This is a genomic window from Vogesella urethralis, assembly GCF_007644045.2.
Lineage (GTDB): Bacteria > Pseudomonadota > Gammaproteobacteria > Burkholderiales > Chromobacteriaceae > Vogesella > Vogesella urethralis.
In genome coordinates this window covers 113,934-135,957 of sequence record NZ_VMDW02000099.1, presented here as the reverse complement: position 1 = coordinate 135,957, position 22,024 = coordinate 113,934, and the positions used below count along the sequence as shown (strand labels likewise).

Here is a 22,024-nt window from a genome sequence, read left to right as displayed (position 1 = left end):
CGAACCGGCCGGCTTAGCTTGCTACGCGGCCAAACAGGCCTCGCTTTGCGCTACCAGGTCGGCAAACAGGTTGGCCGCATGGCGGTGGCGCAGTAACGGGGCCGCTTGGCCACACCACAGCGAGCCCAGGTCGCTGCGGCCAGCGGCAAAGGCCGCCCGCTTGAGCTCGCCCATCAGCCAGTTTTGCGCCGGGTAGGGCGCAGGCGTCAGCGTGGTGCCCTCGCGCAACAGCCGGTTGCGCATGCCACGCGCCAGACGGCCACTGAAGGTACGGGTCAGCGCGGTATCCGCTGCGGCGGGGCTAAACAGTGCCTGCCGATGCAGGCCGTCAGCCGCCGACTCCTCGCACGCCAGAAAGGCGGTGCCCAGTTGTGCGCCAGCCGCACCCAGCATCATGGCAGCCGCCACGCCACGGCCATCGGCAATGCCGCCCGCAGCGATAACCGGCACCCGCACGGCGTCCACCACTTGCGGTACCAGTGCCAGCGTGCCGGTTAGCACCTGCTCTGCTGGCGCCAGGAACGACACCCGGTGCCCGCCGGCTTCGCAGCCGGTGGCCACGATCATGTCGATGCCAGCGGCGTCCAGTGCTTGCGCCTCGGCCACCGTTGTCGCCGCGCCGATGGTCACGATGCCCAAGGCACGGCAATGCGCCAGCAGATCGGGCGACGGCACGCCGAACACAAAGCTCAACACCGCCGGGCGCGCCTGCAACACGGCCGCCACCTGCTCGTCGAACGCCGGCGCATAGCGCTCGGGGGCAGGGGGCAGCGCCAGCCCCAGCTCGGCAAAGTAGGGCGCCAGCGCAGCCGCATAGGCCGCGTGCCGTGTGGTGTCGGCAGCCACCGCCTCGCTGTCCTCGAACGGCAGCCACAGGTTCAGGGCAAACGGTCGGGCCGTCAGCGCCCGGATATCGGCGGCCACGCGGGCAATGCCGTCACCGTCAAGGTGGTGCACGCCGAACGACCCCAGCCCCCCGGCCTCGGCCACCGCCGCCACCAGCCGCGCACTGGACAGGCCGCCGCCAAACGGCCCTTGCACGATGGGGTGACGCAGCCCGAGCCGGCGTTGCAACGGGCCATCGCGCCAGGCATTCATGCCGCACCCTCCGCGGCCAACGCCGCTTGCACCGCCGGGCGGGTGGCGGCGTCTTGCATGAAGCGCTGCACGCCTGCCAATCCGTCCAGCGATAGCCCGACAAAGCCGGCCCAGCGCGTGACGGTAAACAGGTAAGCATCCGCCACGCTGAACTGCTCGCCCCCCAGCCAGCGCTGGGCGGCCAGTACCTTGTCCAGCAGGGCAAACTTGGCCGCCAGCCCCGGGCGCAGTACCGCTTTGGCCTCCGCCGACAGCTGCGGGTTGAACAGGGGCGTAAACCCCTTGTGCAGCTCGGTGGCCACAAAGTGCTGCCACTGGGCCACTTTCCAGTACGCCTCGCTGTCCGGCGCCGGCATCAAGCCGGCATCCGGTGCCAGCTGCGCGAGGTAGCGGGCAATGACGGCGCCTTCGCCCAGGGTGCGGCCATCGTCCAGTTGCAGTAGCGGCACCTGGCCCATGGGGTTGAGGGTGTAGAAGTCCTGTCCGTGCTCGGTACGATGGCTGGCGAGGTCGACCCGGACCAGCTCGACCGGCAGGCCGGCTTCGCGCAGCAGGATATGGATGGCCAGGGAACAGGCGTTGGGCGAGTAATAGAGTTGCATGGCAATGCTCCGCAAGTTGGCCGCAACGGGCGGCGACAGCGCTACCTTAAGCCTTGTATTCATGCTGAAAAATACGGGAATATGCATTTCAGTCATTACCCGGAGTCATGCATGAGCCGCGCTGTTACCGCCGATAACCTGGGCAGCATTGCGCTGTTCTGCCAGGTAGCCCGCCTGGGCAGCTTTACGGCTGCCGCCGTCCAGGCAGGCCTGACCCAGCCGGCGGTCAGCCGCGCCATTGCCCGGCTGGAAGTACGGCTAGGCGTGCGGCTATTCGTACGCAGCACCCGCCAGATCCGCCTGACCGATGCCGGCGCGCAGTACTACCGCCAGTGCAGCGAGGTCTTGCGCTTGCTGGACGTCGCCGAGCGCGACCTGGCCGGCGCCCAGCACACCCCCAGCGGGCATGTGCGCCTGAGCGCCCCCACGCCACTGGGCCAGCTGTGGCTGTTGCCCTTGCTGCCCGCGTTCCGGGCACGCTACCCGGACATTACGCTGGAAGTGCAACTGAGCAACCACAATGTGGACCTGATCGCCGACCACTTCGACCTGGCAATCCGTGGCCGCACGCCGCCCGATTCTAGGCTGGTGGCGCGCCCGCTGCGGCAAGCCGAGCTGGTGGTATGTGCCGCGCCGGCCTACTTGCAGGCACGCGGCGTACCGGCCCACCCGGATGCGCTGGCAGGTCACGACTGCATCCAGTTCCGCCTGCCCAGCAGCGGCCAGCCGGTGCCGTGGCGCTTCCGCCTGCAGGGGGTGGAGATCAGCCGGCAAACCGGCGGCGGGCTGACCATCAGCGACGACTTGCAGGGCTGCGTCACGCTGGCACGTCATGGAGGCGGCCTGCTGCAGACTTACCGCTTTATGGTGGCGGACGCGCTGGCGCGCGGCGAACTGCAGGAAGTGCTAAGCGATTATGGCGGTTGCAGCCGGCCGTTTTCCTTGCTGTACCCGGCAAGCCAGGCCTTGCCGCCACGGGTGCGGGTGCTGGTGGACTACCTGCTGGCACAGCCGGCACCGGGCAGTTAACTCAGCCCAGCACTCGCTGCGCCGCCACTTCACCCCACCAGGCGGCTTCTTCAAACAGCGACAGGCCGGACAAATCGGCGTGGGCGAACAGGATGGGGCCGTCGGTGGCGCGCAGTGCGGCCAGGCCAGGGTTGGCCAGAAAGCCCGGCTGCGGGCTGGCCATGGCGTGGGCGCGCACGGTGAGGCGTGCGGCCAACATATGGCGGCGCAGGCGCGGCCCGTACACGGCGTACAGGTCAGCCGTAGCCTGCTCAAACAGCGCGTCGGTGCTGGCGGCGGCCAACCATTGCCGCGTGGCGGCGGCGGGCGCATCGGCAAAGGCGTGGTAGGTGGTGAACACCGTGCGCTCCGGCAGCGCCGCGCGGATCAGCTGGTGGGTGGCCACCACATAGCCCAGGCTGCGGCTGCCGTACACCACGTTGTCCCACGCCAGCGGCTGGCTGGCCGGCTCGGCGGGGAAGCGCGCCAGCAGCACATTGCCCACCAGCCACGGCGCCCGTGGCGGCAGGTGCGCACGTGCAAACCCCAGCGCCGGCAGCTGCGGCAGCAGGTGCCAGGCCACGTGCAGCGGCGTGGCCACGATAACCCGCCGCGCCAGCAGCTGCTGTGCACCGCCGTCATCCACATAATCCACCTGCACCTGCTTGCCCTGCTGGCGGATGCGCCAGGCGGCACCGTCCAGCTGTTTTTCTCGACCGATCCGCCCGCGCATGTGGCGCAGTAGCGGGTTCAGCCCGTCCGGCCAGGTGAGCACCGCGCCGTCCTCGGCGTTGGCCGCGTGGCCGCCACGGGCGGCAAAGTAGTGCAGGCCGGCCCAGGCCGAGGTGTGCGCCAGCGTACTGCCGTAATCGTCGCGGCAGCAGTAGTCCAGGTACCACAGCAGGCCGGGCGCGGTGTAACCGTGCGCCGCCAGCCAGCTGGCAAAGCTTTGCCCGTCCAGCGCGCGCCAGGCCGGGTCTTGCGACGCCAGCGCGGTAGGCACGGTAAACACGCGGCGGCCGTCGGCACCGTGCTGTTGCTGCAATTGTTTCACGTGAAGCAAAAAGCGCTGTTGCTGCGCGTCGTCATCGGCGCCCAGGAAGCGCGGCAGCAGGCCATCGTGCCACTGGCCGTCGCGCCACAGCCGCTCGTCCGGTGCGTGCACCAGCACGCGTTCGTCAAACGTTGGCCGCAGGCTGTCGCTGCCGGCTTCGATGACGCCCATCTCGGCCAGCAGGGTGCGCACGTGCGCCGACTCGGGCGAGGGCAGCGGCAAGTAATGCGCGCCGGTGGGGTAGCGCCAGCCGTCGAAGGCACCGGCGGCGGCGTTGCCGTCCGGCTCCGGCCCGTTCAGCAGCACAAAGTCGCGGTAGCCTTCGCGCGCCAGCCGCCAGCCGGCAAACAGGCCGGCTACGCCGCTGCCGACGATCACGGTGTCTACCTGCCGCTCGCTGCGTGGCGGCGGCAGCGTGGCGGCGTCGCGCAGGCGGTGGCCGGCGGCCATGCCGGGGCGCAACACGTCCACCGGCAAGCCCCAGCCCAGCACCTGCTGACAGCCGGCCAGCAGCGGCAAGCCGGCCAGCAGCGGCAAGCCGGCCAGCGCGGCGGCGGTACGCAGAAAGTCGCGGCGCTGCATCAGCGGATCACCTGCGACCAGTCCTGCTCGAAGTAATGCACCAGGCGCTGGTCGTTCAGCTGGTTGGGCTCGACCTGCCACGGTTGCATGTCGGGCGGGAAGAAGAACATCTGCCGCGTGGCTTCGCGGTCGAGGAATTTCAGCGGCACACGGTAGGCCTGCGGCGGCGTGTAGCCGGGGCGATGGGCGGCGATGATGAAGCCCCACTCGCCAAACGACGGCACGTAGGCGTGGTACGGCGTGGTAGCCAGCCCGGCGGCGCGCAGCGTGGCGTTGATGCTCCAGTACGAACGCGGCGCGTGGTAGGGCGAGGTGGACTGCACCACCACCAGGCCGTTGTCGGCCAGGTGGCGCGACAGCAGCCGGTACAGCGGCACCGAGTACAGCTTGCCCAGCGCAAAGCTGGACGGGTCGGGGAAGTCCACGATGATGGCGTCGAACACGTCGGCGTGCTGCTCCAGCCAGCGCGCGGCGTCGTCGTTCACCACGCGCAGGCGCGGGTTGCGCAGCGAGCCGCCGTTCAGCGCCAGCAGCGGTGCGCTACGGCTGAACAGGCCGGTCATCGCCGGGTCCAGGTCCACCAGCGTCACCTGTTGCACATGGGGGTATTTCAGCACCTCGCGCGCGGCCAGGCCGTCGCCGCCACCCAGGATCAGTACCCGCCGCGCCCACGGCAGCGCGCCTAGTACCGGGTGCACCAGCGCCTCGTGGTAGCGGTGTTCGTCGCGGCTGGAAAACTGCAGGTTGCCATTGATGTACAGCCGCAGGTCGCCTTTCCAGCGCGTCAGCACCAGGCGCTGGTAGGGCGTGGTTTCGGCGTGGATGACGTCGTCGCCGTAGATGGCTTTTTCGTTCCAGCGCGTCAGCTCGTCGGCGGCGATGAAGCCCCCGCCCAATACCAGCAGCACCAGCAGGCTGCGCAGGTACTGCACGGTTGGCCGCAGCAGCTCGGCGCGGAACACGCGGCAGGTCCACAATGCCACCGCCACGTTGCTCAGGCCGAACAGCAGCGCCGAGCGCGCCAGCCCCAGCCGCGGCGCCAGCACGATGGGAAACAGCAGCGACACCGCCAGTGCGCCCAGGTAGTCGAAAGTGAGCACGCGGCTGACCAGCTCGGCAAAGCGCTGTTCACGCTGGTGCAGCAGCCGCATCACCAGCGGAATCTCCATGCCCACCATGGCACCGGTGAGGAACACCAGCGCGTACAGCGTGAGGCGGAACGACTCGCCGCTCCAGGCAAACACGGCAAACAGCGCGCTGGCAGACAGGCCGCCCAGCAGCGCCACCAGCAGCTCGATCTCGACAAAGGTATCCAGCACGCGCTCGTCTTTCACGTACTGCGACAGGTGCGAGCCCACGCCCATGGCGAACAGGTAGCAACCGATAATGGACGAGAACTGCAGCACCGAATCGCCCAGCAGGTAGCTGGCCAGCGCGCCGGCGATCAACTCGTAGGCCAGGCCGCAGGACGCCACCACAAACACCGACAGGATAAGCAGACGATCGCGCATGCAGGCTTTCATGAAACATGGTTAGAATGGCCAGCATTATTGCCCAAGCTTGCCAAGGACGCTGCATATGTCGACTGCCTTCCTGCCGGCCCTGTTGGCCTACCTGTCCTACGTGGGCAGCGGCGCGCTGCTGCTGGCGCTGTTTACCGTGCTGTACTGCCGCGTGACGCCGCTGGACGAAATGCAGCTGATCCGCCAGCACAACCAGGCGGCAGCGCTGTCGTTTGGCGGCGCCTTGATCGGCTTTTCGCTGACGCTGGCGTCCAGCGCCTGGCACCTGAATACGGTAGAAAAATTCCTGCTGTGGGGCGCGCTGGCCATGCTGGTGCAGATCGTCGTCCACGTGCTGCTGTCGCGCTGGGTGCGCGACCTGCAACAGGCGCTGCAAGACAACAACACCGCCATGGGCCTGCTGGCCGGCAGCGTGCAGCTGGCCGCGGGCGTGCTGAACGCCGGCAGCCTGTCCTGAAACTGAACGCGCGTCGCGCACCCGGTAACCTTCTCCCTCAGGGAGAAGGTGGCGCAAAGCGCCGGATGAGGGTAGCGGGCGCGATCAATTGTTTACGACCCGGCTGCGGCCAACCTTGATGGAGTCTTCGCCATGAGTCTGTTTTCCTTCATTTCCAAGCAGTTCATCGACATCCTGGAATGGCAGGAGGAGGGCGATGGCGTACTGGCCTGGCGCTACCCGATGCAGGACAACGAAATCCAGTACGGTGCCAGCCTGACGGTGCGCGAATCGCAAATGGCGGTGTTCATCAACGAAGGCAAGATCGCCGACGTGTTCGGCCCCGGCATGCACAAGCTCACCACGCAAACGCTGCCGGTGCTGACCTACCTGAAAAACTGGGACAAGCTGTTCGAATCGCCCTTCAAGTCCGACCTGGTGTTCTTCAGCACCCGGCTGCAGCTGGGCCGCAAATGGGGCACGCCGCAGCCGGTCACGCTGCGCGACCAGGATTTCGGCATGGTGCGGCTGCGCGCCTTCGGCATCTACAGCTACCGCATTACCGACCCCAAGCTGTTCTACACCGAAGTCAGCGGCACCCGCGAACGCTACACCGTGGACGACATGGAACAGCAGCTGCGTAACCAGGTGGTGGCCGGCATGGCCGGCGCGCTGGGCAGCAGCGGCGTGCCCTTCCTCGACATGGCGGCCAACCAGGGCCTGATGGCCAGCACGCTGCAGCAGGCGCTGGCCCCCGCCTTTGCCCGCTACGGCCTGGCGCTGGACAGCTTTGCGGTAGAAAGCATCTCACTGCCGGAAGAGCTGCAAAAAGCCATCGACAAGCGCATCGCCATCGGCATGGCTGGCGACCTGAACCAGTACACCCGCTACCAGGCGGCCGAGGCCATCCCGCTGGCAGCACAAAACGAAGGCGGCCTGGCCGGCCTGGGCGCCGCGCTGTCCGCCGGTATGGGCGTGGGGCAGGTGATGGGCCAGGCGCTGCAGCAAAGCCTGGCCACACCGGCACCCGCCGCCACGGCAAGCCCGGCAGCAGCCCCGGCAGCCGACAGCCCGCAAGCCAAGCTGGCGCAGCTGAAAGGGCTGCTCGACGCCGGCCTAATCACCCAGGCCGACTACGACACGGCCAAGGCCGACGTGCTGAAAAAGCTGGTGGGCTAAGCATGATCCACCTTGCGGCCAACCCTGCCTGATGTACCGCATCGCCTGCCCCGCCTGCGGCGCCGAAGTGCGCTTTCACGCCACCAGCTCGGTGCTGGCGGTGTGCCCCTATTGCCAGAGCACGCTGCTGCGCGACGCCGGCAGCGTGCGCGACATCGGCAAAATGGCCGCGCTGCTGGACGACTACTCGCCGCTGCAGATTGCCAGTAGCGGCGTGTGGCGCGGCCGCCAGTTCACCGTGGTGGGCCGCATCCAGCTGCAGTACGACGCCGGGGTGTGGAACGAGTGGCACGTACTGTTCGACGACGGTGAAAGCGGCTGGCTGGCCGACAGCGTCGGCCAGTATGTGTTGACGCTGGCACAAGGCCCCTGCAACAACGCCCCCGCGTTCGACAGCCTGCACGCAGGCCAAGCGTGGCAGCACGGCACAGATACCTTCCAGTTCTGCGACATCCGCCAGGCGCGCTGCGTGGCCGGCGAAGGCGAACTGCCACGCCAGTTGCAGCCCGGCTACGACGCCCCGGTGGCCGACGCCCGCTGCGGTGGCCGCTTCCTGACACTGGACTACAGCGACGGCCATCAGCCACAGTTGTACCTGGGTGAAGCGGTAACGCTGAAGCAGCTGAACATGCAGCGCCTGCGCGACGAGCGCATGATCAGCGCCGCCACCGGCAAACTGAAGGGCAGCGTACAGCAGCTGGCCTGCCCGCAATGCGGCGCCAGCCTGGACTACCGCGCCGGCAGCGCCACCCACCTGAACTGCCCGTCGTGCGGCAGCGAAGTGGATATCCAGGGCGAACGCGCCACCGTACTGGCGCAGCACAAGGCACAGCAGATCAGCACGCTACGCTTTACGCTGGCCAACGGCAGCCAGGCCACCATCGACGGCAAGGTGTGGACCATCATCGGCCTGCTGGGTTGGCAGGAAAGCGAAGACCGCAACAGCAGCTGGAATGAGTACCTGCTGTACGAAGCGCAGCTAGGCTTTCGCTGGCTGACCGAAACCGATAACGGCTGGTGGCTGGGCACGCTGATGGACGTCTGGGTAGACCAGGCCGGCGCGCAACAAGCCAGCTGGGGCAAGCAGCGCTTTACCGCGCGCTACCCGGCCTACGACGCCCACATCGGCTATGCCGCCGGCGCCTTCCCGTGGCGCGCCCGCGTGGGCGAGCGCGTCAGCATCCGCGAATACATCAGCCGCGACGGCAACACGCTGCTAGCCTGCGAACAGGGCCAGCACGAGCTGACCTGGAGCAGCAGCCGCAACGTCAGCCCGGCCGAGCTGGCGCGCTGGTTCGGCAAAGCTGCGCCCGTGGCCACCGCCTTCAAACCGCAAGCGGCCGCCAGCAGCAAAGCCGCGCTACGGCCCGTCGGCATCGCCGCCAGCGTGCTGCTGTGGCTGGTCAACGCACCGCTGCTGCTGGCCGGCGATACCGGCGGCGCGCTGGCCATCTGCTTCATCGCCACCGTCATCCTGTGGCTACCGCTGGACAACTGACATGAGCCGCCTCACTTACATCCTGTACTGCCTAGCGATTGTCGCGATCAGCACCGCGATCAACTACGCCAGCAATAGCGACGACGATGGCAGCTACCGCAGCAGCAGCGGCTACTACGGCGGCAGCGGTGGCGGCTTTTCGGGCGGCCACAAATGAGCCACCTGGGCGAACACTTGCTGGCCGAGCTGTACCAGTGCCCGGCAGCCGCGCTGGCCGACGCCACCGCCGTGGAGCAGGCGCTATACGCCGCTGCCCGCGCCGCCGGGGCACACGTGCTGGCCGGCCACTTCCACCACTTCGGCACCGGTCAGGGCGTCACCGGCGTGCTGCTGCTGGCCGAATCGCACATCAGCATCCACACCTGGCCGGAACACGGCTACGCGGCGGTCGATCTGTTCCTGTGCGGTAGCGCCGCCCACGCCGCCGCGCTGGCGGTGCTGCAGCAGGCGCTGCAGGTTGGCCGCATCGAACAGCGCTGCGTGGCGCGCGGCCAACTACCTGTGCCTGCCTGAAAATCATTTTTGCCACGAAATCCACAAAAAGCACGAAAAGAGAAATGACCGTTGCTGCCAGATGGACGTGACCAAAACGGTACCGCTTGCTGCTTTTCCGTGCAGTTCGTGTGCTTTCGTGGCTAAAAAAGTCTTTTCGCCACAGAAACACACTGAAAACACGGAAGGGAAAAACAACCATGGTCGCCTGATTGGCGTAAGCAAAACGCTACCGCTTGCTGCATTTTCCGTGCTTTTCGCGTGCTTTCGTGGCTAAAACAGCACTTCAGCCTTAAAACAAACCACCCTGCGGCGCCGGCAGCGCCCAGTCGATGCCCTCGCGGCTATGCGCCTGTAACCAGGCGTTGGCCTGCGAGAACGGGCGCGAGCCGAAGAAGCCGCGGCTGGCGGACAGCGGCGACGGATGCACTGCCTTGAACACGCCGTGGCGGCTAGCGTCGATGCGCTCGGCCTTGCCCTGCGCCCAGTTGCCCCACAGCAAAAACACGCAACCGGGGTTGTGCGCGTTAACGGCGTCGATCAGCGCGTCGGTCACCGTCTGCCAGCCGAACTTGCCATGGCTGCCGGCGCAGTCGGCCTCCACCGTCAGCGAGGTGTTCAGCAGCAGCACGCCCTGCTGCGCCCAGTGGGTGAGGTCGCCGTGGCTGGCGGGGGCGATGCCGAGGTCGCTGGCCAGTTCCTTGTACATATTGCGCAAGCTGGGCGGAATCTTCACCCCGGCCGGCACCGAAAAGCTCAGCCCCATCGCCTCGCCGGCGCCGTGGTACGGGTCTTGCCCCAGGATCACCACCTTCACCGCTGCCGGGTCGGCATATTGCAGCGCGTGAAAGACCTGCCCGGCGGGCGGGTAGATGACGGCGCCGCCAGCGGCACGTTCGGCCAGTTTGGCGTCAAGCTGCTGCAAGTTGGCCGCCATAGCAGGCTGTTGCAGCACGGTTTGCCAGGCGGCAGGCAGGCGGGCGAGGGCAGGGGCGAGGTGGTACATGGCAGGTTTCCGGTAATGGGGCAAAAACAAAGCCGCCCGGCAGGGGCGGCTTGAGGGTGCGGCAGCGGGCGCTCAGTAGTGCGCCATGCTCGGGTCAACGTCGTTGGCCCAGGCTTCCACGCCGCCGCGCAGGCTCAGCACCTGCTCGAAACCGGCGTTCTGCAGGAACAGGCCCACCTGGAAGCTGCGCACGCCGTGGTGGCAGATGGTAACGATGGGCGCGTCGTCCGGCAGCTCGTTGTGGCGCAGCGGAATCAGGTGCATGGCGATCTGCTGCGAGCCAGGAATGCGGCACAGGGCCAGTTCCCAGTCTTCGCGTACGTCCAGCAGGTAGGGCTGCGGGCGGCTGCTATCGGCCAGCCAGGCGGCCAGCTCGGTGGCACTGATTTCGCGAATCATCAGAAGCTGAAGCGGGCCGGTTCGATGGCGTCGATCTGCTGCAGACGCGGCAGGTTGGTATCGAAGCTCACGCTTTCCTGGAACGCGTTTTCGCTGACGCGGGTAATGATCTTGGCAATCATCACCGGGGCATCGCCCACGATCACGGCCATGCGGCCACCCACGGCCAGCTGGGCCTTCAGGGTTTCCGGCACCACCGGGGTGGAGCCGCCAACGCAGATCACGTCGAACGGGGCTTGCTCCGGCAGGCCGGCAATGCCGTTGCCTACGCTGAGGGTCACGTTGCGGATGCCGGCGGTTTTCAGGTTGGCCGCAGCGCGCTCGCTTTGCTCGGCGTCCAGGTCCACGCTGTACACGTGCTGGCTTACTGCGGCCAGCAGGGCGGTGAGGTAGCCGCTACCGGTACCCACTTCCAGTACCTTGTCGCTGGCTTTCACTTGCAGGTCTTGCAGCAGGCGGGCTTCGACTTTCGGCTCCAGCATGGTGCTGCCGTTTTCCAGCGGCAGCTGGGTGTCCACGAAGGCCAGCAGGCGCTTTTCTACCGGCACGAAGTCTTCGCGCTTCACGTGGAACAGCAGGTCGAGGATGGAGGTGTCGAGCACATCCCACGGACGGATTTGCTGCTCAACCATGTTGAAACGGGCTTGTTCGAAATTCATTCGGAAACTCCGGGGGATCCAAGACAAATAACATATAGGGCGATTCTGAAAGCGGGGCTGTGGCAACCCTGCTTCCACAATCGTCCGGCAGATGGCAACTTGCGATTATCCCACAATTACCTTACCTTCACAGCATCGCTAGGGGTCCTGCGCCGCTTGTGTACCATTCGCACCAATTTGCGTATGGCATGAAAGCGCCGCGGGTGAGAGTTACCCTTCGAACCTGACCCGGATAATACCGGCGTAGGGAAGCGTAATCTGCCAGACAGCGCCCGCCGCGCAGCGTTCCCCGCCCGGCGTGCGGCCAACCCTGGCAGCCGGGCCAGCCCGGGCCGCTCCTTGCGCCGTTTCATCGCCTTGGAGAACCCGTACCGATGAACGCGCCTGCCAAACTGAACCAGCAAATGGTGGTGGATTCCGCCGCCATCCAGCCGCTGCCCAATTCCCGCAAGATCTACGTCACCGGCAGCCGCCCCGACATCCGCGTGCCGATGCGCGAGATCAGCCAGGCCGACACCCCGACCCAGTTCGGTGGCGAGGCCAACCCGCCGATTTACGTTTACGACACCAGCGGCCCCTACACCGACCCGCACGCGCAGATCGACATCCGCTCCGGTCTGCCGGCACTGCGCGCCGCCTGGATCGCCGAACGCGACGACACCGAGCTGCTGGCCGGCCTGTCCAGCGACTACGGCCGCGCGCGCGAAGCCGACCCCAAACTGGCCGACCTGCGCTTTAACCTGACGCGCCAGCCGCGCCGCGCCAAGCCCGGCTGCAACGTCACCCAGATGCACTACGCCCGCCGCGGCATCATCACGCCGGAGATGGAATACGTCGCCATCCGCGAAAACCTCAACCGCCAGGCCTACATCGACAGCCTGCACGCCACCGGCAACACCCGCCTGCTGGAGCTGATGACCCGCCAGCACGCCGGCCACAGCTTTGGCGCCCAACTGCCGGACACCATCACCGCCGAGTTCGTGCGCCAGGAAATCGCCGCCGGCCGCGCCATCATCCCGAACAACATCAACCACCCCGAAAGCGAGCCGATGATCATCGGCCGCAACTTCCTGGTAAAAATCAACGGCAATATCGGCAATAGCGCGGTAACGTCGTCGATCAGCGAAGAAGTGGACAAAATGACCTGGGGCATCCGCTGGGGTGCCGACACCATCATGGACTTGTCCACCGGCAAGAATATCCACGAAACCCGCGAGTGGATCCTGCGCAACAGCCCGGTCCCCATCGGTACCGTGCCCATCTACCAGGCGCTGGAAAAGGTCAACGGCAAGGCTGAAGACCTGACCTGGGAAATCTTCAAGGACACGCTGATCGAGCAGGCAGAGCAGGGCGTGGACTACTTCACCATCCACGCCGGCGTGCTGCTGCGCTACGTCCCGCTCACCGCCGGCCGCATGACCGGCATCGTGTCGCGCGGCGGCTCCATCATGGCCAAATGGTGTCTGGCGCATCACCAGGAAAACTTCCTGTACACCCACTTTGCCGAAATCTGCGACATCATGAAGGCCTACGACGTCGCCTTCAGCCTGGGCGACGGCCTGCGCCCCGGCAGCGCCTGGGACGCCAACGACGCCGCACAGCTGGGCGAACTGAAAACCCTGGGCGAGCTCACCCAGATTGCCTGGCAGCACGACGTACAAGTGATGATCGAAGGCCCCGGCCACGTGCCGATGCAGCTGATCAAAGAAAACATGGATAAAGAGCTGGAATGGTGCCACGAAGCGCCGTTCTACACGCTGGGCCCGCTCACCACCGACATCGCCCCCGGCTACGACCACATCACGTCGGCCATCGGCGCCGCGCAGATCGGGTGGTACGGCACCGCCATGCTGTGCTACGTCACCCAAAAAGAGCACCTGGGCCTGCCCAACAAGCACGACGTCAAGGAAGGCATCATCACCTACAAGCTGGCCGCCCACGCTGCCGACCTGGCCAAAGGCCACCCCGGCGCGCAGATCCGCGACAACGCGCTGTCCAAGGCGCGCTTCGAGTTCCGCTGGGAAGACCAGTTCAACCTGGGCCTGGACCCGGACAAGGCGCGTGAATTCCACGACGAAACCCTGCCCAAAGACAGCGCCAAGGTGGCCCACTTCTGCAGCATGTGCGGCCCGCACTTCTGCAGCATGAAGATCACCCAGGACGTGCGCGAGTTCGCCGCCAAGCAAGGCATCAGCGAGCAGGACGCGCTGCAGAAAGGCATGGAAGTGAAAGCCATCGAGTTCGTCAAAGGCGGCGCCAAGCTGTACGACAAGGCCTGATACGGCGATTGCTTCACGTGAAACAAAAGGTTGGCCACAGGTAATGCGGCCAACCTTATTTGGTCATGAGTGACAAAGCTCGCGTGTAGCAAAAGCTGGCTTTGCCATGTACGCGCAAACATACCTCGTCAAATGCTTAGCAGGCACGGCCCGGCTTGGATGAGGCAGGTGGAACCTTGGTGGGTCATTACACTGGCAAGCAAAAATGGTAGGTTCACTTTACCGCTACAGCGCACTGCCAACGTCATGGCACTTGCATCACGGCAGGTAGCACGTTCAAATGAAGGCACTGCATCCCGCCCCACACCATGATCCAGCCCCGCGCCGTTTTATCTCTCACCCTGCTGCTGACCGCCCTGGCCCAGGGCGAGGTTGCCGCCGTGCCCGTCGCGCAGGAAGACTGGCCGGCGCTACTGGAAAGTACCGCCCGCCCGGCCATGCAGGGCCGGCTGGACGAGGCCGAAAAGCAATTGCGCACGTTACTGGCTCGTGCGCCGGACAGCCAGCCCGCCCTGCAAGCAGACATCCTGCACCGGCTGCAGTTTGTGCTGCTTGGCCGTCAGCAATACGACGCTGCCCGCGAGATGGCCGCAAAAGCACTGGCGCTGCGGCTGCAGGCCTATGGCAAAGAACACCTGAAGGTAGCGGAATCCCGGCAGGCCTACGCCCGGCTACTGGCGCTTTCCGGCCAGCCGGATGCCGCCGAAAAACTGCTACTGCAAGCACTGGCCAGCCGCGATGCGCTGGCAGGCAGCGACAGCCTGGCAGTAGCAGAATCGGGGCAGGCCTTGGGCGTGCTTTATCAGCAGTTGCAACAGCATGACAAGGCCGCCGAACAGCTAGGTAGGGCGCTGGTCATCCGGCAGAAACGCCTGCCTGCCGACCATGCCGACATTTTGTACAGTCAGGCACGGTTGGGAGCCAGCTTGCAACAGCTGCAACACTACGACCGGGCCATCGCCCTGCTACAGGACGCGCTGGAAGGCGAAACCCGCCGCGGCAACGCCGACGGCCTGCACGCAGCCATCATCCAGCGTGAGCTGGCTTACTGCCATCACTACCAACGCCGCTTTGCCGAAGCAGAAGGCCATTACCAGCAAGCGCTGACCCTGCTGGCACTGAACCTGGGCAGCCAGCACCACGCTTACGCCACCACGCTGCAAGCACTGGCTTGGCTATATATCAGCAGCCAGCGTGAAACCGCAGGTCGCGCCCTGCTGGAACAGGCCAGAACATTGCTGCAGCAGGCCAGCCCAACCCCATTACGGCGGCAATAAGGGTTGCAAAAATCGCGCAAGCCCAAGCTGCACCCGACACTATTTCGCCAAACGGTCATGTCTTTGCGGCTTCAACACGATATGATTAACGTTTAAAGACTTCTGCAACGTGCCCGGCCGCCGCCAATCCGTACCGCGACAGGCCGCAACCGCCGCCGCCTGCCCGGCATGGCGCCCAACTCACGAAGAAACGCATATGAAAAAACGCTTCGCCACGACTGTCCTCGTGACCAGCCTGATGCTGGCCGCACCGGCGTTTGCCGGCATCAAGGAAGGCCGCATCGCCTTCAACAAGGGGGATTTCACCACCGCCTTGCGCGAGTGGACGCCAGCAGCCGAGCAAGGCAACGCCAGCCTGCAGTACCAGCTGGGCGAGCTGTACCGCAAAGGGCTGGGCACCCCGGTTAACCTGGAACAGGCGGCCAACTGGTACCGCAAGGCGGCCGAGCAAGGCTACGCCGACGCACAGCTGAACCTGGGCCAGCTGTACGAGAAGGGCAACGGCGTAGCGCAAGACCTGAGCGCGGCTGCCAGCTGGTACCGCAAGGCCGCCGAGCAGGGCAACACCGTGGCTCAAACCCACCTGGCTGCGCTGTACCAGAGCGGCCGCGTGCAGCAGATGGACGTCACCGGCGCCGCCTACTGGTACCGCAAGGCAGCCAAGAGCGGTAACGCCCAGGCGCAGGCCAATCTGGCCGAAATGGTGCAGAACGGCACCGGCGCCCCGGCCAGCCCGGCGCAAGCCGCCACGCTGTACCGCAAGGCTGCCGAGCAGGGCGTGGCCCAGGCACAGTACAACCTTGGCGTGCTGTACCAGCAAGGCCGTGGCGTGGAAAAAAGCCCGGTAGAAGCCGCCAAGTGGTTCCGCAAAGCCGCCGAACAGGGCTATGTGGACGCGCAATCGGCGCTGGCTACCATGTTCCATAACGGCGTAGGCGTACCGCAGGATTACGCCGCCGCAGCCGATTGGTTCGCCAAAGCCGCCGACCAGGGCGACGCCGACGCCCAGTTCAGCCTGGCGCAGATGTACCAGCAAGGCCGTGGCGTGGAGCAGGATTACGTGAATGCGGCCAACTGGTACCGCAAGGCCGCGGTACAAGGCCACCCGAACGCGCAGGCCATCCTGGGTAACCTGTACCAGAGCGGCCTGGGCGTACCGAAAGACCCGGCACAGGCCGCCGTATGGCACCGCCGTGCCACCGAACAGCTGGCCGCCAGCTGGTTCGTGAAAGCCGCCGAACAAGGCGACGCCAACGCGCAATACAGCTTGGGCCAGATGCTGGAAAAAGGCCAAGGCACCGCACAGGACCTGACCGACGCCGCCATGTGGTACAACAAGGCCGCCAACCAGGGTCACGCCGCCGCGCAGACCAGCCTGGCGCAGCTGTACGAGAAGGGCAACGAACTGCCGCAGGACTACACCCAGGCCGCCAGCTGGTACAGCAAGGCCGCCAGCCAGGGTGATGCCCAGGCCCAGGCCAGCCTGGCCGCGCTGTACGCCAAGGGTAACGGTGTGCCGTTCGACCTGAAAAAAGCCTTCCAGCTGAACCAGCAAGCCGCCGCGCAAGACAACGTGGCCGCACAAGTGGCACTGGCCGGCCAGTACTACAACGGCCAGGGCACTGAGCAGAACTACGAACAAGCCGCCAACTGGTACCGCAAAGCCGCCAAGAGCGGTAACGCCGACGCCCAGTTCAGCCTGGGTGGCCTGTATGAAAACGGCCAAGGCGTGAAGCAGAGCTACGACGAAGCCGTGGCCTGGTACCGCAAAGCCGCCGCGCAGTACAACGTGGGCGGTCTGAACAACCTGGGCGTGATGTACTACTACGGCCAGGGCGTGCCGAAAGACCCGATCGTGTCCTACGCGCTGCATAACTTGGCCCGCGCCCAGGGTGACACGCTGGCCGCCAACAACCTGGCCCAGCTGGAACAGGACATGGGCCGCGCACAACTGGCCCGCGCCCAGGACCTGTCGCGCCGCATGAACGTGCCGGGCAAACTGCTGGCCGAGATCGAACGCTACGTGGTGTACGTCCGCCCGGTGCTGTTCGGCCGCCCGGCCAAGGCCAACAAGCCGGTGGCCAAGGCAGACGCCAGCCAGGATGCCAGCGCCGACAGCAGCAAGGCGGTGAAAGGCAAAGCCGCCAAGCCGGCCAAAGTGGCCAAGGCCGAAACCAGCGACCCGAAAGCTGCCAAGATGAAGGCGGCGGCCAGCAAGGCCATGGTCGAGCTGTCGTCGCAGCTGAACGCCATCGTGGCCGGTGACGGCGCCGCCGCCAAGTAAGCCACGCCGCCCAGCCCGCCCCCGCGGCCACGCCGTCGGGGGCTTTTTCACGCCCGGAAGCGGCGGCAAGCCCCGGCACGGAACCTGTGCCACCGCAACCGGTCTGTGCACGCGTGCCCTGCGGCACGTCATCACACAGCACTCAATACGGATAGAACATGTTCAAGAAACTGCTTGCCTCAATCGGCGTCGGTGGCGCCAAGGTCGATACCCAGCTGGACAACCCGCGCCTCTACCCCGGTGACATGCTCACCGGCCGTGTGGTGGTGCAAGGCGGCAACGCCGACCAGGACATCGAGAAAATCGAACTGGTGCTGATGGTGGAAGCCGAACAGGAAAGCGGCGACCACGAAGTACGCGGCGCGCTGCCGCTGGGCAGCCTGCTGGTGAGCCCGCGCTTTACCGTGCGTGCCGGCGAAACCCGCCAGTTCCCGTTCCAGCTGCAGCTACCGGCCGAAACGCCGATCAACGCGCTGGCACACTACGGCCGCCCGCTGGCGGTGTGGATCCACACCGACCTGGCGATTGCCTCGGCCGTGGACGCCAGCGACCGCGACTTGCTGGAAGTGCACCCCACCCCGCACGTTGCCGCACTGCTGGCGGCGTTCGAGCAACTGGGCTGGGGCCTGTACAGCACCGACGTGGAAGTGGGCACCGCCCGCGTCGGCCACGTCAGCAGCACGCTGGGCTGCTATCAGGAAATGGAGCTGCGTGCGCGCGGCGGCAACTTCCGCTTCCAGGAAATCGAGCTCACCTTCCTGCCGTGGGGCCAGGAAACCCACGTGCTGATCGAGGTGGATGCCCGCTTCGGCGGTGACTTCTACCGCTCGCTGGTCATGGGCCCGGACTTCGCCAGCCGCAACTGGGCCGACGAGCTACGTCGCCAGCTGCCGCTGTAAGGCCGGCGCGTGGCCTCAGGCCGGCGCGCCGAACCAGCCCAGCCAGCGCTTGGGCTGCGGCAACAGCCGGTACGCCGGCTGTACCAGGCGCTCGATCAGGGCGGTATCGGCGCGCGGCTGGCGCGCCAGTACCGGGTTGGCCACGCCGGTAGCCGCCACCTGCCAATGACCCTGCTGATGGCTCACGTGGTAACCCATCGCACACGAGGGGCAGTGCACGGTATCGCCGTCCTGCACCTCGCTGTGCATCACCAGCGTCGGCCCGCACGCTGCGCAGGACTGCAGCGGCCGCCCCGGCGCACTATGACCGATGATGGCCTCCAGCGCGCCATCGCGCCCCAGCCCCAGTACCACGCGGCCAACCTCGCTATCAAACTGCCGGCCCAGGTTGTCCTCGATGATCTGCAAGGCCGTCGCCAACGGCATGCCGGCGCGGTAAGGCCGCGAGCTGGTCATCGCGTCCAGCGCGTCCACCACACCGATAATGCGTGCCACGCGCGGAATGGCGCTACCGGACAAACCCTGCGGGTAACCGCGCCCGTCCGGGGTTTCGTGATGCAGCCACACCGCGTCCATCGCCAGCGCCGCCAGCGGGTGGCCGGCCAGCAGGTCGGCCCCTACCTGCGGGTGGGTCTTGATCACCGCGTATTCCTCGTCGCTCAGGCGGTCGCGCTTGTTCAGCACCGCGTCGGGAATGCCCACCTTGCCCAGGTCGTGCAGAAAGCCGCCCAGCTCGACGCGGGCCACCTCGTCTGCCGGCAGCTGCATGCGTTCCGCCACCAGGCGGGCAAACTGCGATACCCGCCACAAATGGCCACCGGTATAGGCATCGCGCGCCTCCACCATCATCGCCATCACGTATAAAGACTTCAGCAAAGCCTGCGCGTGTTCCATGTCGGCTCTCCAGCTATTTCTATAAAAATTAGCCGTAAACGGCGGCAATTTCTTACAAGCCGGCGTAAAAAAAACAGCCCGTGGCAGGCAAGCGCGTACAATCTAGCCATTCGGCCGGAGCGCGATGCTGCCGGCCGCCTTCATTTGTCAGCGAGAACACCATGTCCACCCTGTCCGAACTGCTGGCCGCCGCCGACGCGCGCCGCGCCGACCTCGTCGCCCGCCTGGCCACCGAGGAAACCGATACCTACCGCCTGTTCCACGGCAGTGCCGAAGGCCGCCCCGGCCTCACCATCGACCGCTACGGCGACGCGCTGCTGCTGCAAACCTTCCACACCCCGCTGAGCGACGACGAGCACGCCACCATCCTGGCGCACTACGCACCGCTGGGCCTGGCCGCCTGCTACAACGACCGCAGCGGCGCCAACTCGCGCATCGGCAACCGCCTGCCGGAAGACCAGCTGGAAGCCGCCCAGACGCCGCGCATCATCCGCGAGCTGGGCGTGAAGTACCACTTCCAGGCCCGTCATCAGGGCCAGGACCCGTGGCTGTTCCTCGACCTGCGCGCCGGCCGCCGCCGCGTGATGCAACTGGCCGAAGGCAAGAGCGTGCTGAACCTGTTCGCCTACACCGGCGGTGTCGGCGTAGCCGCCGCCAAAGCCGGCGCCAGCTTCGTGATGAACGTGGACTTTGCCGAATCCAGCCTGCAAGTGGCGCGCGCCAACGCCAAGATCAACAGCTTGGCTACCCGCCCGCGCTGCGTGGAAAGCGACTGCTTTGCCGCGCTGCGCCAGCTGGCCGGCATCGGCCAGCCCAAGATGGTACGCGGCAAGAAAATGCCCCCGTTCCCGACGCTGGAAGCGCGCCAGTTCGACCTGGTGTTCCTCGACCCACCGCGCTACGCCAAGAGCCCGTTCGGCGTGGTGGACCTGATCAACGACTACCCGGCGCTGTTCAAACCGGCGCTGCTGGCTACCGCCGAAGGCGGCATGCTGATCTGCTGCAATAACGTAGCCCAGGTAGACCGCGACGCCTGGCTGGCCCAGCTCAAGCGCAGCGCCGAAAAAGCCGGCCGCAGCGTGCGCGACGCAGAATGGATCGCCCCGGAAGAAGACTTCCCCACCTTCGACGGCAACCCGCCGCTGAAAATGGTGCTGCTGCACGTCTGAGCGGCACGCAACGCGCCATGACGAATGGCGATCGCTTGCCTACACTGGAAAACGGCGCCCCGCTGTCCGCAGCGGCGGCGCCGTTTCTCCGGAGCCCGGCATGCAGATACCCCCCACCGCCAGCCACGAACACGCCAGGCTGGCGTTACTGAACCGCAGTGCGCTACTCGATACGCCCGCAGAGATCGAGTTCGACCGCATCGTGCAACTGGCCGCCAGCGTCTTCCGGGTGCCCATCGCCCTGGTATCGCTGATCGACGCCCAGCGGCAATGGTTCAAGGCCAAGGTAGGCGTGGACGTCTGCGAAACCGGGCGCGAGGTGTCGTTCTGCGGCCATGTGGTGGCCAGTGGCCGCATGCTGGTGGTAGACAACGCGCTGCAAGACGACCGCTTTGCCGACAGCCCGCTGGTACTGGGCGACCCCAGCATCCGCTTTTACGCCGGCGCCCCGCTGCTGATCAGCGACCAGCTGGCCATCGGCACGCTGTGCCTGATCGACCGCCAGCCCCGCCAGTTCAACCTGCAAGACCAGACCCTGCTGCAACAGCTGGCCGACACCCTCAGCGACCTGATCCGCAAGCGTATGGCAGTGCAACTGGGCCAACGCCAGCTACGGCTGCTGCTCACCATCAACCAGGCGCAAAGCAGCTTCCTGCTGGACCGCGACCTGGGCGCGGCCTGCAGCACCATCACCCAGTCGCTGCTGGACATGAGCCACTGCACGCTAGGCTTTATCGCCAGTTGCCAGGTCAACGACAGCGACACCCCCTACCTGGCCATCCCCAGCATTGCCCATCAGCAGCAGGACGCGCTGCAATGGCTGATGCGGCAACTGGTGCCGCAACCCAGCGGCTACCACCTGTACGGGCTGGACCACGTTTTCGGCCAGGCCATCGCCAACGGCGAGCCGCTGGTCATCCGCCACCCCGCGCTATACGACCCCGGCGGCAGCCTTCAACCGTTGCAAAACCTGCTGGTGATCCCGTGCTTCTTCCACCTGTCGGTGCTGGGCGTGCTGGTACTGGCCAACCGGGCAGAAGGCTTCGACGAAGAAATCGTCGAGCACCTCACCACCCTGTCCGACAGCATCGGTACCCTGCTGCACGTGCGCGAGCTGGAACTGGCGCGCCAGGCCGCCGAAGCCGAGCTGGCCCGCCAGGCCACGCTGGACCCGCTCACCGGCCTGCTGAACCGCCGCGCCTTCCTGGAGCGCTGCCAGTACAGCCAGCAACGCTTTGCCCGCTACCGGCAACGCTTCAGCCTGCTGATGCTGGACCTCGACCACTTCAAGGCGCTCAACGACCGCCTCGGCCACCCGGCCGGCGACCACGTGCTGAAAGAGGTTGGCCGCATGCTGCGCGAGCAGCTGCGCGAAATCGACATCATCGCGCGCTGGGGCGGCGAAGAGTTCTGCATCCTGCTGCCGCAGGAAACCGAGCAGCCGGCGCTGCTGCTGGCCGAGCGCCTGTGCCGCACGCTGGCCGGGCTGGCCCCGGTATGGCACGACGAGCAGCTGGCGCTGACCTGCAGCATCGGCGTGGCCACCCTGCACCCGGACGGCGAACACACCGACACCCTGATCGCCCGCGCCGACGCCGCCATGTACCAGGCCAAAGCCGCCGGCCGCAACTGCGCCCGTCTGGCAGGCACTCTCAAATAGTAGTGATTCCTGTTTGCAATAATGCT

20 protein-coding genes and 1 riboswitch are annotated in these 22,024 nt (G+C 66.3%); of the genes, 12 read left to right on the top strand and 8 right to left on the bottom strand.

Annotated features, from left to right (window positions below; genetic code table 11):
• Nucleotides 1-21 precede the first annotated feature (21 nt).
• Both FLQ03_RS13280 and gstA read right to left on the bottom strand, forming a co-directional pair.
• The gene (locus FLQ03_RS13280) at nt 22-1,098 is read right to left on the bottom strand and encodes an NAD(P)H-dependent flavin oxidoreductase (RefSeq protein WP_144370657.1); all 1,077 of its coding nucleotides are present in this window, start codon (nt 1,096-1,098) and stop codon (nt 22-24) included.
• A complete protein-coding gene (gene gstA, locus FLQ03_RS13275) occupies nt 1,095-1,700 on the bottom strand; it encodes a glutathione transferase GstA (protein WP_144370656.1) in 606 nt (201 codons plus the stop codon). The genes FLQ03_RS13280 and gstA overlap by 4 nt, the downstream gene beginning before the upstream one ends.
• A gap of 111 nt (nt 1,701-1,811) precedes the next feature.
• On the opposite strand from gstA, the gene FLQ03_RS13270 reads away from it, so the two are divergent.
• Nucleotides 1,812-2,729 carry a LysR family transcriptional regulator gene (locus FLQ03_RS13270; RefSeq protein WP_144370655.1) on the top strand — a complete coding sequence of 306 codons (918 nt, stop codon included), beginning with the start codon at nt 1,812-1,814 and terminating at the stop codon, nt 2,727-2,729.
• Between the two features lies 1 nt (nt 2,730).
• On the opposite strand, the gene FLQ03_RS13265 is transcribed toward FLQ03_RS13270, so the two are convergent.
• Both FLQ03_RS13265 and FLQ03_RS13260 read right to left on the bottom strand, forming a co-directional pair.
• Nucleotides 2,731-4,344 (bottom strand): NAD(P)-binding protein, encoded by a 1,614-nt coding sequence (locus tag FLQ03_RS13265; RefSeq protein WP_144370654.1) that lies wholly within the window; start codon nt 4,342-4,344, stop codon nt 2,731-2,733.
• Nucleotides 4,344-5,855, bottom strand: a complete 1,512-nt coding sequence (locus FLQ03_RS13260) for a polyamine aminopropyltransferase (RefSeq protein WP_144370653.1) — start codon at nt 5,853-5,855, stop codon at nt 4,344-4,346. The genes FLQ03_RS13265 and FLQ03_RS13260 overlap by 1 nt, the downstream gene beginning before the upstream one ends.
• A 67-nt stretch (nt 5,856-5,922) precedes the next feature.
• Between FLQ03_RS13260 and FLQ03_RS13255 the strand changes: the two genes are divergently transcribed.
• The 5 genes from FLQ03_RS13255 (at nt 5,923) to speD (ending at nt 9,493) form a co-directional block, all read left to right on the top strand.
• The gene (locus FLQ03_RS13255; protein ID WP_144370652.1) at nt 5,923-6,324 is read left to right on the top strand and encodes a DUF350 domain-containing protein; all 402 of its coding nucleotides are present in this window, start codon (nt 5,923-5,925) and stop codon (nt 6,322-6,324) included.
• A 138-nt stretch (nt 6,325-6,462) separates the two neighbouring features.
• Nucleotides 6,463-7,482, top strand: a complete 1,020-nt coding sequence (locus tag FLQ03_RS13250; RefSeq protein ID WP_206210985.1) for an SPFH domain-containing protein — start codon at nt 6,463-6,465, stop codon at nt 7,480-7,482.
• Nucleotides 7,483-7,513: 31 nt separating this feature from the next.
• Entirely contained in the window at nt 7,514-8,980 is a 1,467-nt protein-coding gene (locus FLQ03_RS13245; RefSeq protein ID WP_144370650.1) for a DUF4178 domain-containing protein, read from the top strand.
• 1 nt (nt 8,981) lies between these two features.
• On the top strand, nt 8,982-9,137 hold the full coding sequence (locus tag FLQ03_RS19145; RefSeq protein ID WP_170252416.1) for a hypothetical protein: 156 nt from the start codon (nt 8,982-8,984) through the stop codon (nt 9,135-9,137).
• Entirely contained in the window at nt 9,134-9,493 is a 360-nt protein-coding gene (speD, locus tag FLQ03_RS13240) for an adenosylmethionine decarboxylase (RefSeq protein ID WP_144370649.1), read from the top strand. The genes FLQ03_RS19145 and speD overlap by 4 nt, the downstream gene beginning before the upstream one ends.
• Before the next feature lie 271 nt (nt 9,494-9,764).
• On the opposite strand, the gene ung is transcribed toward speD, so the two are convergent.
• The 3 genes from ung to FLQ03_RS13225 all read right to left on the bottom strand — a co-directional run bounded on the left by ung (nt 9,765) and on the right by FLQ03_RS13225 (nt 11,536).
• A complete protein-coding gene (gene ung, locus FLQ03_RS13235; protein WP_144370648.1) occupies nt 9,765-10,478 on the bottom strand; it encodes a uracil-DNA glycosylase in 714 nt (237 codons plus the stop codon).
• 72 nt (nt 10,479-10,550) lie between these two features.
• Nucleotides 10,551-10,877: a rhodanese-like domain-containing protein gene (locus FLQ03_RS13230; RefSeq protein WP_144370647.1), complete on the bottom strand. Its 327-nt coding sequence runs from the start codon at nt 10,875-10,877 to the stop codon at nt 10,551-10,553.
• Entirely contained in the window at nt 10,877-11,536 is a 660-nt protein-coding gene (locus FLQ03_RS13225) for a protein-L-isoaspartate O-methyltransferase family protein (protein ID WP_144370646.1), read from the bottom strand. Before FLQ03_RS13225 ends, FLQ03_RS13230 begins: the two co-directional genes overlap by 1 nt.
• Nucleotides 11,537-11,666: 130 nt before the next feature.
• Nucleotides 11,667-11,803: riboswitch (TPP riboswitch) on the top strand.
• A gap of 107 nt (nt 11,804-11,910) precedes the next feature.
• On the opposite strand from FLQ03_RS13225, the gene thiC reads away from it, so the two are divergent.
• The 4 genes from thiC (at nt 11,911) to FLQ03_RS13205 (ending at nt 18,275) form a co-directional block, all read left to right on the top strand.
• Nucleotides 11,911-13,815 carry a phosphomethylpyrimidine synthase ThiC gene (thiC, locus tag FLQ03_RS13220; RefSeq protein ID WP_144370645.1) on the top strand — a complete coding sequence of 635 codons (1,905 nt, stop codon included), beginning with the start codon at nt 11,911-11,913 and terminating at the stop codon, nt 13,813-13,815.
• 308 nt (nt 13,816-14,123) lie between these two features.
• Nucleotides 14,124-15,092 carry a tetratricopeptide repeat protein gene (locus FLQ03_RS13215; RefSeq protein ID WP_144370644.1) on the top strand — a complete coding sequence of 323 codons (969 nt, stop codon included), beginning with the start codon at nt 14,124-14,126 and terminating at the stop codon, nt 15,090-15,092.
• A gap of 196 nt (nt 15,093-15,288) precedes the next feature.
• Nucleotides 15,289-17,376, top strand: a complete 2,088-nt coding sequence (locus FLQ03_RS13210) for an SEL1-like repeat protein (RefSeq protein ID WP_144370643.1) — start codon at nt 15,289-15,291, stop codon at nt 17,374-17,376.
• A 158-nt stretch (nt 17,377-17,534) separates the two neighbouring features.
• Nucleotides 17,535-18,275, top strand: coding sequence for a sporulation protein (locus tag FLQ03_RS13205; RefSeq protein WP_144370642.1), 741 nt, complete (start codon nt 17,535-17,537; stop codon nt 18,273-18,275).
• Between the two features lie 15 nt (nt 18,276-18,290).
• Here FLQ03_RS13205 and FLQ03_RS13200 read toward each other — a convergent pair whose 3' ends face one another.
• Nucleotides 18,291-19,169 (bottom strand): HD-GYP domain-containing protein, encoded by an 879-nt coding sequence (locus FLQ03_RS13200; protein WP_144370641.1) that lies wholly within the window; start codon nt 19,167-19,169, stop codon nt 18,291-18,293.
• A 161-nt stretch (nt 19,170-19,330) separates the two neighbouring features.
• Between FLQ03_RS13200 and FLQ03_RS13195 the strand changes: the two genes are divergently transcribed.
• Both FLQ03_RS13195 and FLQ03_RS13190 read left to right on the top strand, forming a co-directional pair.
• Nucleotides 19,331-20,338, top strand: coding sequence for a class I SAM-dependent rRNA methyltransferase (locus tag FLQ03_RS13195; protein WP_144370640.1), 1,008 nt, complete (start codon nt 19,331-19,333; stop codon nt 20,336-20,338).
• Nucleotides 20,339-20,438: 100 nt separating this feature from the next.
• On the top strand, nt 20,439-21,998 hold the full coding sequence (locus FLQ03_RS13190) for a sensor domain-containing diguanylate cyclase (RefSeq protein ID WP_144370639.1): 1,560 nt from the start codon (nt 20,439-20,441) through the stop codon (nt 21,996-21,998).
• The last annotated feature ends 26 nt before the right edge of the window (nt 21,999-22,024 follow it).